The sequence below is a fragment of the Trinickia symbiotica genome (genome assembly GCF_003028655.1).
Lineage (GTDB): Bacteria > Pseudomonadota > Gammaproteobacteria > Burkholderiales > Burkholderiaceae > Trinickia > Trinickia symbiotica_A.
Genome location: NZ_PYUC01000007.1, coordinates 57,380 through 71,228, shown reverse-complemented (window position 1 = coordinate 71,228; position 13,849 = coordinate 57,380). Strand labels below are relative to the sequence as shown.

Here is a 13,849-nt window from a genome sequence, read left to right as displayed (position 1 = left end):
GCCGCCGCCTGTCATTGCCGTCTTTCGACAGCTCGTCTCGAAGTCTGCCTGGCCGGTTAGAACCGTGTACGGATACCCGTCGTGAGCTCGACCTGGTTCGTCGCGCCGTTCGTCGAGCTGACCGTGTAGCCGCCGTGCAGCCTCATGTAGTCGCCGGCGAGATAGAGCTCGGTGCGCTTCGAAAGGTGATAGAAGATCGAACCGTAGAGCGTTTCCTTGAAGCCGTTATGGAGGCCCGTGGTCAGATCGGGCGTGCCCATGTTCGCGTTCGGGATGAAGCCGTCGCTGGTGTAAGCGGCGTCATGCACGCGCATCTGCTGGTAGCCGAGCTCGTAGTCGAGCGCGCCCTTCGGTGCAATCTTGAACGAAACGGTCCAGGCGTCGTCGTGCCGGTCGGCGAGCGCGCCTTGCTCTCCGAGGTAGTGGAAGTAGCCCGTGTTGAACCGGAAGATGCCGAACGTATAGTTGCCGCCGATCGACCAAGTCTGATTCGTGAACCCGAGGTGATTGACGTGGTTATAGAACCCCGACACATTGAAAGGGCCGCCGTTGTAACCCAGTGCGACCTGATAAGCGGAACCGTTGGCAAACTGCGTCGAGTTGCTGAATTGGTAGTCCGCGCTCGCATAAATGCCGTTGTTGAACAACTTCTTCCACGCGATGCTATTGCTCGTGCGAGTGCCGGTCGGCCCCGCCGCGTAGAAGATCATCTGCTTGAAGTTGTTCGAATTCGTCCAGCCGCCCTCTTCATACCGCAACTTCGAGCTGCCGTAAGGGTCGCCATAGATCGCCGCGGCGTCGCGCGCGATCGTATTCTGGAAACCGGCCGTCAGCTTACCGATCGTCGGGTTTTCGATACCCACCCACGCGTCGCGGTCGAACAACTGGTTCTTGTCGAGGTCCTCTCCCTGCCCGTTCGCGACGACGTATTCGCTCTCGAGAGTGAAGATGATCTTCGAGCCGCCGCCAATATCCTCGGCACCCCTCAAGCCCCACCGGCTGCCGCTGAACCACGGCTCACCGCCGAATCCCATGCCGACAACGTGATTGCCGTTCGCGTCCGCGTGCGACTGATAAGTGGGGAAGCTCATATCGATGAGCCCATACAACTGCACGCTCGACTGCGCGTGCGCGACGCTTGCCGTCGCCAACGCACCCGCTGCGACCGCCAAAGTACGATAGGTCTTCTTCACCTTCGTCTCCTCAACCATTCGATGGAAACTTCTGTTTGTTTGAGCGGCGGCACTGAGCTTCGAGTGACCGCCGGTCCCGGCTAGGAACGGAACGGAGACGATGCTACGGGGGTGAATCCTTCACGCCGCTTTCGCGGATCGTTAGTACAACTAAGTGATATCACTGATGTCGCTAACGGCGACGTTCGACTACGCATCTTCCTTCGCGCGCAGGATGTAGCCGAGCCCGCGCAGCGTCATGATCTGCGCGGACGACGAAGCGAGGTGCTTGCGCAGCCGATGGATGTAGATATCGATCGCGTCGGTGCTCGCCTCGTCTTCCAGGCTGTATACGCTTTCCATCAGATCGGACTTCGACACGGTCTTGCCGTGGCGCAGCATCAGCGTCTCGAGGATCGCGTGTTCGCGGCGGCGCAGCACGAGCGGTACGTCGTGGTGGCTGAATTCGCGCGTATCGGTGTTGTAGTGAAGATCGCCGCAGACGAGCGCCTTCGATTTGCCGCCCGACTGCCTGCGGATCAACGCTTTGATGCGCGCGACGAGCTCGCGCGCATCGAACGGCTTGACGACGTAGTCGTCGGCTCCCGCGCTGAAGCAATCGACCTTGTCGTCGATCGAGCCGTGCGCCGTCAGCATCAACACCGGCGCATTGTCGCCGCGCCGCCGCAAACGAGCGAGCACGTCCTTGCCGCTCATGCGCGGCAAGCGCATATCGAGCAGCACGACGTCGTAACGCTGAGTCGAGAGGATCGCGTCGGCGGTTTCGCCGTCGGGCGCGCAATCGACCGCGAAGTTTTCGCTGCGCAGCAGGTTGACGATCCAATGCGCAAGCTCGGCGCTGTCTTCAACGAGTAAAAGTCTCAAGCCGATCCCTCCGCCGCCGCGGCGTCCGCCTCGCGCCACGCCGGCAAGCGGACCGTCGCGACGAGCCCGACGCGTCCCGGTCCCGGCGCGAGCGTCACGCTTCCCCCATGCGATTGCGCGATGTGCCGCACGATCGCGAGCCCGAGCCCCGTGCCTTCCACATCGGTCCGCCCGCGATAGAAACGCTCGAAGACATGCTCGCGGTTCTCCGCGGGAATCCCGGGGCCATTGTCGATCACTTCCAGCATCACCGTATCGTCCTCACGTCGGCAGGCCGCCGTTACGCGACCGCCCTCCTGCGTATAGCGAATCGCATTGTCGACGAGATTCGCGACGAGCGCCCCGAGCAAATTTTCGTTGCCGGCGACGAGCAGCCCGTCACCGAGCTCGGCGCCGAGATCGATGCCGCGCCGAAGCGCGGCCGCCAGAAGCTCCTCGAGCACGGCGGAAACGACGGCGGCCATATCGACAGGCTGCTGCGCGGCGGCAGGCGCATCGGACTCCACCTGCGCGAGCAGCAACAACTGGTTGGTCATATCGATCATGTTGCGGCTCGTGCGGCGAATGCCCAAAAGCGCTTCGGCGACGGCCGGGTCGACGGGTTCGCGCTGGCACGCGTACTGCACCTGCGTTTCGAGCAGTGTCAACGGCGTGCGCAATTGGTGCGCCGCATCGGCGATGAACTGGCGCTGCCGCGTCGCATGCAGCTTCAGGCGCGCAATGCATCGATTGATGGCATCGACGATCGGCCGCAACTCCGAATGCAGATGAGCAACGCGGATCGGCTCCAGCTCCATCGGCTCGCGGTCCGCGACATCGTCCTTCAATTTCATCAGCGGGCGGAGCTCCTTCGTCAGGCCGATCAGCACGAGCGCGACAGCGAGGGCGAGCATCGTCGCCTGACGGATCAATTGCGGACGCCAGAGCGTTCGCACCATGGCTTCACGCGAGGCCTCCGTCTTGCCGACGACGACCGTCACCGGGTACGCCCTCCCCGAGTCGTAGAGATGCCTCTGGTAGGCCACGGCGCGAATCGGCTCTCCGTCTATCGTCGTGTCGTAGAACACGGGAAAGCCCGTCGCGCGCGCAGGCAGCGGCAAATCGGGCGAGCCGCCGAGCAGACGGTCTACCGTGGCCACCTTGTAGAAGACCCGATCGCCATACGGCGATTGGAACATCTCGAGCGCCGCGGGCGGAATGTCGGAGACCAGCACTCCGTCTTGCCAGCCGACGTCTTCGCCGATCGTCCGCGCCGAGGCGAGCAACGCATTGTCCTGAACGAGGCTTGCGGTTTCCCGCGCCGCTTCGTACGCCTGCGACGCCGTCAAGAAAACGAACGCGGCAAGCGGCAACAACACCCATAGCAGCAGGCGCGCGCGCAGGCTCGGCATCATCGTGCCCTCCTCGCGCGCATATGCAAACGGCCGCGCGCGTGGCCGGCAGGTTGCCGTGGTGCCATCGCGCGCGGGCCGATCGTTTTCTCAGCGTCGCCGGACAAACTCAGAAGGCGGCGGGTCTCCATTTCAGCAGGCGCTTCTCTAGTGCAGTCAACAGATAGTCGGTCGAAAGTGCCACGACGGCAAGCACGATCATCGCCGCGAAGACGCCGCTCGCATTGAACGCGCCTTGCGCCGTCGAGATCAAGAGGCCGATACCCTGCTTCGAGCCGAGGAACTCGCCGACGACGGCGCCGACGAGCGCGAAGCCGAAGCTCACGTGCAGGCTCGCGAGAATCCACGACAGGGCCGAGGGGATGACGACCGACGTCGTGAGCTGCCGCTTCGAAGCACCGAGAATCTGCGCATTCGCGATCATGTAGCGGTCCGCTTCGCGGACGCCCTGGAAGGCATTGCCGAACACGACGAAGAACACCATGACGACGGCGAGCGCCACCTTCGAGGCCATGCCGAGGCCGAGCGCGATCACGAACACGGAGCCGAGCACGACGCGCGGAATCGAGTTGGCGATCTTGATGTAAATGCTAAATACGTCGGAGAGCAGCTGATTGCGGCCGAGCACGACGCCGCAGACGATACCACCCACCGCGCCGATCAGAAAGCCCAGCATCGTCTCTTCGAGCGTGACCCAGACTTGCACCAGCAAAGGCCCCTGCGAGGTGCCGTTGACGAACCAGTCGACGATCTGCGCGAAGATCAGCGAGGGCATCGAGAAGAAGAACGGGTCGATCCACTTGAAGCGCCCACCGAGTTCCCAGCCGCCGAGCACGACGACGAGCACGAGAATTCGCAGCGCGATCACGAGCGCATGCCGTAGCTTGAGCTTGCGTTGCGCGATGCGTTCCACTTCGGCGAGCGATGCATCGTTCTTTGCCGGCCGAGCATGATCAAGGGTTGCCATCTTCAATGTTCCAGTTGAGTCGAGTCGGGTCATGCGATCTGCACCTCTTCACGCAGATCGTGCCAGATGTCGCGCGAGATTTCGATGAAGCGCGGATCGTAGCGGATCTCGGAGGTCACGCGCGGACGCGGCAGGTCGATCTCGTAGACCTTCTTGAGCGTCGCGGGGCGCGCGGTCAGCACGAAGACGCGGTCGGCAAGCGCGATCGCCTCCTCGAGATCGTGCGTGACGAAGACGACCGAGCCGGCGTTGGCCGACCAGAGTTGCAGCAATTCGTCCTGCATCAGCGTGCGCGTTTGCATGTCGAGCGCCGAGAAAGGCTCGTCCATCAGCAGGATTTCGGGCTTGTTGATGAAAGTCTGGGCGAGTGCGACGCGTTTTCTCATGCCGCCCGAGAGCTGGTGCGGATAGTGGCGCTCGAACTTCTCGAGACCGACGCGGCGCAGCCAATCGCGCGCCTCGTCATACGCGGCGGCCTTGGAGCGCCCGCGAAAGAGCGGACCCGCCGCGACGTTGTCGAGCACCGAGCGCCACGGAAACACGGCGTCGGCTTGAAACACGAAACCGATGCGCGGGTCGATGCCGTTGACGGGCGAGCCCATGACGCGCACCTCGCCGGAGGTAGGCTTGAGCAAGCCCGTGATCATGCTGAGCGTCGTGGACTTGCCGCAGCCCGTGGGGCCGACGATGGCAATGAATTCACCCTTGGCGACGGACATGCTGAAATCGCGCAGCGCGATCGTCGCCTTGCCGTCGGGCGAGATGAACCGGCACGAGACCGAGCGGAACTCGATGACCGGTGCGTCTTTGGTAACGTGGTTCATATAGAAAACCCAGCGAAATAAGAGGTGCCGACGAACGCGGCACCGCGGCGGCGACGCGGGCGAGACGCCCGCGCCACCCTGTTACGTCACTTCGCGCTCACGAACTCGTTCGTGTACGTGCGCGCGAGGTCGATATGCTTGCCCTTCACCGACGGATTGAAAGCCGACAGCACCTTCAGCACCGTCTCGGGGCCGTCGGCGGGCATCTTGCCGTCGGCGGTGTACATCGGCAGCGAAGCCTTCAATGCGCCGACGTAAAGGTCCTTGTCCTTCTGATAGTCGGCCGGCATCTTGGCGGCGATGTCCTCCGCGCTGTGCGAATGGATGAACTGCATCGTCTTCACGAACGCATGGGCGAGCTTCTTCGCGTCGTCGGGGTGCTTCTTCACCCATTCCGACTGCACGTAAAGGCTCGACGCGGGATAGGTACCGCCGAGCGCCGCTTTCGTGCCGTCGACGCTGCGCATGTCGACGAGCACCTTCGCGTCGCCCGTCTTCTCTAGCTTCGACACGGTCGGCTCCGTCGTCATGCCTGCATCGATGCGCCCTTGCTTGACGGCCGCGATGAAGCTCGCGTCGGCGCCCACCGGCAGCATCGTGTACTGCGAGGACTCGATGCCGTTCTTGTGCGCGAGGTACTGCGTAAGGAAGCTCGTCGAGGAGCCGAGGCCCGTCACGCCGAGCGTCTTGCCTTTGACGTCGGCCATCGACTTGATCGAATCGGCGGCTTTTGTCGAGACCATTTCGACTTCGCCCGGCACCTGGCCGAATACGACGATCGCCTCGACGTCCTTGCCCTTCGTCTGCAGGTCGATGGTGTGGTCGTAGAAGCCGACGACGCCCTGGACGGCGCCCGCCAGCAGTTCATTCTCGGCATCGACACCGGCCGGCTGAGAAAGCAGTTCGACATTGAGCCCCTCGTCCTTGAAGTAGCCCAGTTGCTCGGTCAGCTTCGCCGGCAAATAGATGAGCTTCGTAATGCCGCCGACCATGATCGTGATCTTGCCATCGTCGGCCGCGGCGGCGTGCTGCGACGCGAGGCCGGCGACGACCATCGAGGCGAGAGCGAGGGTGCGCATTTTCTTGAAGGTCGGATACATCTAACGTCTCCTTTGTTATCGAGGCCTTGAGCGTGCGGCCGGGGATTGATGGCTGGATTCTAGAGAGCCGAATCCTTCTTCACGCTTTCACACGAAGCGCCTCGTCATCCGGGATTTCCATGACTTGACGCCTGCGCGAGGCGACGTGCTTCCGATCAGGGACCGGGCGCGGCAATCGGCCCAACACGCCGCCACGGCCTCGTCTCCTGACGTTGCTGACACCATGTTGTGAGCAGCCGCGGAGTATAACGACTATCCTCCCCGCGCAGAATCGGCAGCCGGCTGCGCAGCCATCGCTCGAACTCTCGTCCCGAGCGCCGCAGCCTCGCTGTCGTGGCGGCGCTCGCGGCGATCGCCATGTGTGCCGTCGCGATCTCCGGGGTCGGCGCCGAACCGCTCGTGCTGGTGACGACAGGCTTCTCTATCTGCCCCTACAGCGAAAAAGAGCGAATCGGCGAAGCGCGCAATGCAATTTGAGTTAGCACGCCGCCTTGCTCCGCTTCGAAGCGCTGGCCGGGAAAACCCGGACGTCGTCGCGCTTGACACCCGATGCTTCATCTATAAATATTTTGTTTATATTTGAACCGATACCCCGATGCCGCAAGAAGGGGGGCCGCGGTCGCCAAGCCAAGTCTTCGTGGGGCACAACACTAGTGGTAATCCTAAGTCGTGGAACGTTGACATCGACAAGCCCGCCAACTAGTCTCACGCCGGAACGTTTGTTGAAACGTTTCATCCAAACTCTCGGATCACGCTGAACACGGTCCAGAACAGGAAGAGAGAGATGACTGAGGAGGCAGTAAACCGCGAGGGCGATCGCTCTCGCCGTCCGCTGGTGTCGATCCGCAACCTGAGCAAGTCGTTTCCGGGCGTGCGTGCGCTCGACAACTGCCAGTTCGAGCTGCGTTCCGGCGAAGTCCATGCGCTGATGGGCGAAAACGGCGCCGGCAAATCGACGCTGATGAAAGTGCTCGCAGGCGTCTATCAGAAAGACGAAGGCGAGATTCTCGTCGACGGCAAACCCGTCGATATCCCTGATCCGCGCAGCGCGCAGGCGCTCGGCATCGGCATCGTTCATCAGGAATTGAACCTGATGAACCATCTGTCGGCCGCGCAGAACATCTTTATCGGCCGCGAGCCGAGAGGACGCCTCGGCGTCTTCATCGACGAGCGCGAGCTCAATCGCCAAGCCACCGAAATTTTCGAGCGCATGCGGCTGAAGCTCGATCCGCGCACGCTGGTCGGGGATTTGACGGTGGCGAAGCAGCAGATGGTCGAGATCGCGAAGGCGCTTTCGTTCCATTCGCGCGTGCTGATCATGGACGAGCCCACCGCCGCGCTCAACGATGCCGAAATCGAAGACCTCTTTCGGATCATCCGCCAACTCAAATCCGAGGGCGTCGGCATCATCTACATCTCCCACAAGATGGACGAGCTCAAGCGGATCGCGGACCGCGTCACCGTCATGCGCGACGGCCAGTACGTGGCGACCGTGCCCGCCGAAAGCACGCCTGTCGAAACGATCATCAGCATGATGGTCGGACGCCAGCTCGATACCGCGCCGAGGCATCCGAGCCATGTCGCGGAAAAGTCCGACGATGCGATCTTGCTCGAGGTCAAGGGGATCACGCGCGGGACGACACTGAGGGACGCGAGCTTCCGCTTGCACCGTGGAGAAATCCTCGGGCTCGCCGGCTTGATGGGAGCGGGCCGCACCGAGCTTGCGCGCGCGGTGTTCGGCGCCGACCCAAGGGACAGCGGCGATATTTACGTGCGCGGCCGCAAAGTCTCGATCGGCTCGCCCAAGGACGCCGTCCGTCACGGCATCGGCTATCTTTCCGAGGACCGCAAGCAATTCGGCCTCGCAACGGGCATGGACGTGAAGGCCAACGTCGCGTTATCGAGCATGAACGAATTCGTCTCGCTCGGCATGTTCCTCGATCAGCGGGCGATCCAGCAAGCGGCCGAGCGCTACGTCAGCCAGTTGCGCATCAAGACGCCTTCGATCCATCAGCAAGTACGACTGCTCTCAGGCGGCAATCAGCAGAAGATCGTCATCGCGAAGTGGCTGCTGCGCGACTGCGACATTCTCTTTTTCGACGAGCCGACGCGCGGCATCGATGTCGGCGCGAAAAGCGAAATCTACAAGCTCATCGACGCCCTGGCGGCGGAAGGTAAGGCTATCGTGATGATTTCGTCGGAACTGCCCGAAATCCTCCGCATGAGCCACCGCGTGCTCGTCATGTGCGAAGGCCGCATCACGGGCGAGCTTGCCGCCGGCGAAGCGACGCAGGAAAAAATCATGCAGCTCGCCACCCAACGCGAGTCATTAGTCACCGAGTAACTCCACGGTATCGAACATGGGAAACACACCGAATCCACTGCCCCCCGCCGATCAGACCATGCCGATCGGCCGCGGGCGAAGCGTCACGGCAATCGCCGGCAAACTCTTCCATGCAGGCGCGCGGCAAAAGCTGCTTGCATTCGCGAGCCTCGTCTTGCTGATGGTCTTCTTCGGCATAGCGTCGCCCGACTTTCTGCAAACCGACAACCTCGTCAGCATCCTGCAGGCAACCGCCGTCAACGGCGTGCTCGCGATCGCTTCGACGTTCATCATCATCACCGGCGGCATCGACTTGTCCGTCGGCACGCTGATGACGTTTTGCGCCGTCATGACGGGCGTCGTGCTGACCAATTGGGGCATGCCCCTGTACCTCGGCGTGCTCGCCGCGCTGTTCTTCGGTGCGCTCGTCGGCTCGACGTCGGGCTTTCTCGTCGCGAAGCTCAAGATTCCCCCCTTCATCGCGACGCTCGGCATGATGATGCTGACGAAGGGCCTCGCCCTCGTCATCTCGGGCACGCGGCCGATTTACTTCAATGACACGCCCGGATTCACGAGCATCTCGCAGGATTCGCTGATCGGCATGCTGATCCCCTCGGTGCCGATTCCGAACTCCGTGCTCATTCTGTTTCTGCTCGCGATTGCCGCCTCCGTCGTCCTCAACAAGACGCTGTTCGGCCGCTATACCTTTGCACTCGGCAGCAACGAAGAAGCGGTGCGACTGTCGGGCGTCAACGTCGACGGGTGGAAGATCGCGGTCTACGGCGTGGGCGGCTGCATTTGCGGCGTCGCGGGCCTGCTCATCGCGTCGCGGCTGAACTCGGCGCAGCCCGCGCTCGGACAGGGCTACGAGCTCGACGCGATCGCGGCCGTGGTGATCGGCGGCACCTCGCTTTCGGGTGGCACGGGCACGATCACGGGGACGATGATCGGCGCGTTCATCATGAGCGTGCTCGTCAACGGATTGCGCGTGATGTCGGTCGCGCAGGAGTGGCAAATCGTCGTGACCGGTGCCATCATCATCGCGGCCGTCTATATGGACATGCTGCGCCGGCGCAAGCAGCGGTAAGGCGAAATTCGTTTTAACCAGAGGAGACATGAAGATGAAGAAGCGAACACTGATTGGCGCGGCGGTCGGCATGGCGCTCGCGCTTGGCATGACGAGCGGCGCGTGGGCGCAAACGGCCGAGCCGTATGTCGCGTTGGTCTCGAAAGGGTTTCAGCATCAGTTCTGGCAAGCCGTGAAGCAAGGCGCCGAAAAAGCCGGGCAGGAATACCACGTCAAAGTGAGCTTCGAAGGCCCCGAAACCGAGGCAATGGTCGACAAGCAGATCGATATGTTGTCTGCCGCCCTTGCGCGCAAGCCGAACGCGATCGGCTTTGCCGCGCTCGACAGCCAGGCCGCCATTCCGCTTTTGAAGAAGGCGCAAGCGCAGAAAATTCCGGTAATCGCATTCGACTCGGGTGTCGACAGCAATATTCCGCTGACCACCGCCGCCACGGACAACAAGGCAGCAGCCGCATTGGCCGCGGATAAGATGGCTGCGTTGATCGGCAACGAGGGCGAGGTCGCCGTCGTCGCGCACGACCAGACGAGCCGCACCGGCATCGATCGTCGTGACGGCTTCGTCGACGAGATCAAGAAGAAGTATCCGAAGATCAAGATCGTCACCATTCAGTACGGCGGCGGCGATCAGTTGAAATCGGACGATCTGACGAAGTCGATCCTCGCTTCGCATCCGCATCTCAAGGGCATCTTCGGCACGAACGAAGGGTCCGCGATCGGCGTCGTGAAGGGCGTTACTGAAATGAACATGAAGGGCAAGGTCGTCGTGATCGGCTACGACTCCGGCCAGCAGCAAATCGATGCCATCAAGGACGGCGTCGAAGCCGGCGCCATCACGCAAAATCCGATCGGCATCGGGTATGAAACCGTGAAAGCGGCCGTCGAGGCGCTGAAGGGAGAAAAGCTGCCGAAGAAGATCGATACGGGCTTCTACTGGTACGACAAGTCCAACATCGACGATCCGAAGATCGCAGCCGTTCTCTACAAGTGATTTTGACGGGCGACGGCGGCTCACCGCAGCCGCCCTGCCCTATTCACTGCAACGTCGCGGCAATCCGACTCGCCACGCGCGCTATCGCCGTGGCGATTTGCTTTTCGCGGCGTGCATCGAGCCGCTCGAGCGGCACGCTCGTGCTGACCGCGACCCGCTTCCCGAGCGGCGTCACGCCCACATAGGCCGCGAAGCACGCGAGGCCGAGGCTGACCTCTTCGCGCTCCGTTGCAAGCCCGCACGCGCGGATACCCGCGAGCTCGCGCAGTAATGCGCCGCGGCGAGTCGTCGTGTTCGGCGTCATCGCCGCGAGGCGATCCGGCAGCAATGAAGACACTTCCTGATCCGGCAGGCTCGAGAGCAACGCCTTGCCGAGCGCGCAGCAATGCGCGGGTAGCCGCGAGCCGAGGTCGGAGACGAGCCGCACCGGACGTTGCGCGTCTTCGCGCGCGATATAGACGACTTCGGCGCCATCGAGCACGGCAAGCTGCACGACCTCGTTATGGGCCGCGACGTAGGCGCTCGCCTCGTCTCTGAACGCGGCCTGCAGCCCGTCGTGCCGTACATAGGCGCTGCAGAGCTCGAAAAGCTTCACGCCGACGATGTAGCCGTCGCCACGCTTTTCGACCCAATGACGGCTCTCGAGCGAGTCGAGCAGCAAGTAGAGCGTGCTGCGCGATAAACCCGTCGCCTGCACGAGCGTCGAGGCACGCACCGGCTTCGACGCCCGCGCGAGCACCATCAGCACATCGTGCGCGCGCCGCAGCGCCGGGACATCATAGGTATTCCTCGTCGTCATCGTTTGCTCTCGCAGGCCGCTTGATCGCGTGAGTGTCCAGCATATTGGATAACTTATCAATATCGTGGACACCGTGCACTCGCATGGCTAGGATCGTCGAATCTTCTTCATTTCGATTGCCAACGCCATGCAACCCGCACCTCTTTCATGCCTGCCGGACGACCTCGACCAAGCGATTTTGGTGGGGCGCGCCTGGCGCCCCGCCCCTGTCGATGGTCCTTCCGTCGTCGTCGTCCGCGGCGGTGAAGTTTTCGACATCACGGCCATCACGCCGACCACCGCCGATCTCTTCGATCGCGACGACGCGCTCGATATCGCGCGTAACGCGCGCGGAGAAGCGCTTGGCCCCGTCACCGACTGGGTAAATGCGAGCTTTGCCGCCGGCGAGACGCAGGAAGGCCTCCGTCTGCTTGCGCCCTGCGACGTGCAAGCGATCAAGGCCTGCGGCGTGACGTTCGCCGTCAGTCTGCTCGAGCGTGTGATCGAGGAGCAGGCAGGCGGCGATCCGGCCAAGGCAGAGGAGGTTCGGAGGCTCCTCGTCGAGCTCATCGGCACGGACCTCGCAAAGATCAAACCGGGCTCCGACTCCGCCGGGAAGCTCAAGGCTGAGCTCGAGCGGCGCGGCGCATGGTCGCAATATATGGAGGTCGGCATCGGGCCGGATGCCGAAGTATTCTCGAAATCGCAGCCGATGTCGTCTGTCGGACTCGGCGCGGCGGTGGGACTTTATCCGACATCGGTATGGAACAACCCTGAGCCCGAGATCGTGCTCGCCGTCAATCACGCGGGACGGATCGTCGGCGCGACGCTCGGCAACGACGTGAACCTGAGAGACATCGAGGGTCGCTCCGCACTACTGCTCGGCAAAGCGAAGGACAACAACGGTTCGTGCGCGATCGGCCCGTTCGTTCGCCTCTTCGACGAGCGGTTCACGCTTGATACCGTGCGCCGTGCGAGCCTGTCCCTGCGGATCGACGGCGCCGACGACGGCTTCGTGCTCGAAGGCGTGAGCCATATGACCGAGATCAGCCGCGATCCGGCCGACCTCGTCGCGCAGACTTGCGGCCCTCACCATCAGTACCCGGACGGCTTCATGCTGTTTCTCGGCACGATGTTTTCGCCGATCAAGGATCGCGACGCGCCCGGCGCCGGATTCACCCATCATCTCGGCGACGTCGTGACGATTTCGACACCGACGCTCGGTGCGCTCGTCAACACCGTGCAGCGCTCGACCGAAATTCCGCATTGGACGTTCGGCGTCAGAGCGCTTTATCGGAACCTGGGTCGACGGGGCTTGCTGCGCGGCTGATTTCGCATTGCGAGCAGCGAACGACTGCGGTCCGGACACAGCTACCCGTGTTTTTGCGCAGGTGACGCAGTCGTTCAGTCCTCATTCACATATCGCGAGAGCCCAGCCACGAGCGCATCGAAAGTCACTCGGCAGCGAGGGCTGTCTCGCAGGTCCTCGTGCATGGCCACCCATGTATCGAGCTCCATCCTGACTTGGTCGCCAAAGAGCCTCACGAGCGCCCGATCCCGCTTGGCCAACCCAACCTGGCAAAAACCAATGCCAAAGCCGCAGCGCAGCGCGGCGAGCCCGGCCAGATCGCTGTCGGTCCGCAATGCGAAGCGATCGCGCCGAATCCAGGGAAGCTGATCCTTTACGCTGCGGAGGAAGGCCGTTTCCCTGTCGTAGCCGATCAGCGCATGCCCGGCCAGATCGTCCAGCGTCGCAGGCGTGCCTTTGCGGCGCAAATATTGGCGATGCGCGTAGACGCCAAGCTCGATTCCCCCGATGTGGCGCGCGATCAGAACGCCTTGTTCGGGCCGCCGCATCCGCACGGCAATATCGGCATCGCGCCGCAGCAGATCCGTCAAGCGGTTCGATGGCACCAGCTCGATGTCGAGCTCGGGATGCGAGCCCCTTAGGTCGGCAAGGATAGGCGGCAGAACTTCGACGGCAACGACTTCGCTTGCCGTGATTCTCACCGTGCCGCGTATCCCGGCGCCGTGGCCCGACGCGGCACGCAGAAGCGCCGCGCTCGCGGCCTCGAGCGATTCGGCATAGGGACTCAACGAGAGAGCGGCCTCAGTCGGACTCAGACCTTGCTGCGTCCGAACGAACAATGAAAAGCCGAGCGCCCGCTCGAGCGCATCGATGTGCCGGCCGACAGTGGGCTGCGTGAGCCCAAGAGCGCGCGCCGCGCCCGACAACGAGCCTTCACGGATGACTTCGAGAAAGCTGCGGTAGAGCTCCCAGCCAGGATCCGAGTTATCCATACAAAAATGAATAGCAGACGCACATGATAAACA

13 protein-coding genes are annotated in these 13,849 nt (G+C 62.7%); 5 read left to right on the top strand and 8 right to left on the bottom strand.

The features are described 5' to 3' along the window. Positions 1–56: 56 nt before the first annotated feature. From C9I57_RS15040 to C9I57_RS15015, 6 genes are all read right to left on the bottom strand, one after another. The gene (locus C9I57_RS15040) at positions 57–1,211 is read right to left on the bottom strand and encodes a porin (protein ID WP_181321851.1); all 1,155 of its coding nucleotides are present in this window, start codon (positions 1,209–1,211) and stop codon (positions 57–59) included. A gap of 171 nt (positions 1,212–1,382) precedes the next feature. After that, complete coding sequence (locus C9I57_RS15035; protein ID WP_107151708.1) at positions 1,383–2,057, bottom strand: response regulator; 675 nt, start codon at positions 2,055–2,057, stop codon at positions 1,383–1,385. After that, a complete protein-coding gene (locus tag C9I57_RS15030; RefSeq protein ID WP_107151480.1) occupies positions 2,054–3,451 on the bottom strand; it encodes a sensor histidine kinase in 1,398 nt (465 codons plus the stop codon). The genes C9I57_RS15035 and C9I57_RS15030 overlap by 4 nt, the downstream gene beginning before the upstream one ends. A 106-nt stretch (positions 3,452–3,557) precedes the next feature. Further along, complete coding sequence (locus C9I57_RS15025; RefSeq protein ID WP_107151479.1) at positions 3,558–4,415, bottom strand: ABC transporter permease; 858 nt, start codon at positions 4,413–4,415, stop codon at positions 3,558–3,560. A 29-nt stretch (positions 4,416–4,444) separates the two neighbouring features. Then, complete coding sequence (locus C9I57_RS15020) at positions 4,445–5,239, bottom strand: ABC transporter ATP-binding protein (RefSeq protein WP_018440280.1); 795 nt, start codon at positions 5,237–5,239, stop codon at positions 4,445–4,447. Positions 5,240–5,325: 86 nt separating this feature from the next. Beyond that, entirely contained in the window at positions 5,326–6,339 is a 1,014-nt protein-coding gene (locus C9I57_RS15015) for an ABC transporter substrate-binding protein (protein ID WP_107151478.1), read from the bottom strand. A 333-nt stretch (positions 6,340–6,672) separates the two neighbouring features. Here C9I57_RS15015 and C9I57_RS32775 point away from each other — a divergent pair, with 333 nt between their 5' ends. From C9I57_RS32775 to C9I57_RS15000, 4 genes are all read left to right on the top strand, one after another. Then, complete coding sequence (locus tag C9I57_RS32775) at positions 6,673–6,816, top strand: hypothetical protein (protein ID WP_181321850.1); 144 nt, start codon at positions 6,673–6,675, stop codon at positions 6,814–6,816. Positions 6,817–7,123: 307 nt separating this feature from the next. Then, complete coding sequence (locus tag C9I57_RS15010; protein ID WP_107151477.1) at positions 7,124–8,683, top strand: sugar ABC transporter ATP-binding protein; 1,560 nt, start codon at positions 7,124–7,126, stop codon at positions 8,681–8,683. Positions 8,684–8,741: 58 nt separating this feature from the next. After that, positions 8,742–9,749: an ABC transporter permease gene (locus tag C9I57_RS15005; RefSeq protein WP_223258717.1), complete on the top strand. Its 1,008-nt coding sequence runs from the start codon at positions 8,742–8,744 to the stop codon at positions 9,747–9,749. 34 nt (positions 9,750–9,783) lie between these two features. Continuing rightward, on the top strand, positions 9,784–10,737 hold the full coding sequence (locus C9I57_RS15000; RefSeq protein WP_107151707.1) for an ABC transporter substrate-binding protein: 954 nt from the start codon (positions 9,784–9,786) through the stop codon (positions 10,735–10,737). Between the two features lie 43 nt (positions 10,738–10,780). Here the strand turns inward: C9I57_RS15000 and C9I57_RS14995 are convergent, their stop codons facing one another. Then, on the bottom strand, positions 10,781–11,536 hold the full coding sequence (locus C9I57_RS14995) for an IclR family transcriptional regulator (protein WP_107151476.1): 756 nt from the start codon (positions 11,534–11,536) through the stop codon (positions 10,781–10,783). Between the two features lie 127 nt (positions 11,537–11,663). Between C9I57_RS14995 and C9I57_RS14990 the strand changes: the two genes are divergently transcribed. Continuing rightward, positions 11,664–12,845 (top strand): fumarylacetoacetate hydrolase family protein, encoded by a 1,182-nt coding sequence (locus C9I57_RS14990; protein WP_107151475.1) that lies wholly within the window; start codon positions 11,664–11,666, stop codon positions 12,843–12,845. A gap of 74 nt (positions 12,846–12,919) precedes the next feature. On the opposite strand, the gene C9I57_RS14985 is transcribed toward C9I57_RS14990, so the two are convergent. Next, a complete protein-coding gene (locus tag C9I57_RS14985; RefSeq protein WP_107151474.1) occupies positions 12,920–13,816 on the bottom strand; it encodes a LysR family transcriptional regulator in 897 nt (298 codons plus the stop codon). Between the last annotated feature and the right edge of the window lie 33 nt (positions 13,817–13,849).

Bases quoted from the DNA above. Each gene is read 5' to 3' on its own strand.
- C9I57_RS15020 (WP_018440280.1), bottom strand. From the start codon at position 5,239: ATGAACCACGTTACCAAAGACGCACCGGTCATCGAGTTCCGCTCGGTC.
- C9I57_RS15005 (WP_223258717.1), top strand. From the start codon at position 8,742: ATGCCGATCGGCCGCGGGCGAAGCGTCACGGCAATCGCCGGCAAACTC.
- C9I57_RS15025 (WP_107151479.1), bottom strand. From the start codon at position 4,415: ATGGCAACCCTTGATCATGCTCGGCCGGCAAAGAACGATGCATCGCTC.
- C9I57_RS14985 (WP_107151474.1), bottom strand. From the start codon at position 13,816: ATGGATAACTCGGATCCTGGCTGGGAGCTCTACCGCAGCTTTCTCGAA.
- C9I57_RS15030 (WP_107151480.1), bottom strand. From the start codon at position 3,451: ATGATGCCGAGCCTGCGCGCGCGCCTGCTGCTATGGGTGTTGTTGCCG.
- C9I57_RS14990 (WP_107151475.1), top strand. From the start codon at position 11,664: ATGCAACCCGCACCTCTTTCATGCCTGCCGGACGACCTCGACCAAGCG.
- C9I57_RS15040 (WP_181321851.1), bottom strand. From the start codon at position 1,211: ATGGTTGAGGAGACGAAGGTGAAGAAGACCTATCGTACTTTGGCGGTC.
- C9I57_RS15015 (WP_107151478.1), bottom strand. From the start codon at position 6,339: ATGTATCCGACCTTCAAGAAAATGCGCACCCTCGCTCTCGCCTCGATG.
- C9I57_RS14995 (WP_107151476.1), bottom strand. From the start codon at position 11,536: ATGACGACGAGGAATACCTATGATGTCCCGGCGCTGCGGCGCGCGCAC.
- C9I57_RS15010 (WP_107151477.1), top strand. From the start codon at position 7,124: ATGACTGAGGAGGCAGTAAACCGCGAGGGCGATCGCTCTCGCCGTCCG.
- C9I57_RS15000 (WP_107151707.1), top strand. From the start codon at position 9,784: ATGAAGAAGCGAACACTGATTGGCGCGGCGGTCGGCATGGCGCTCGCG.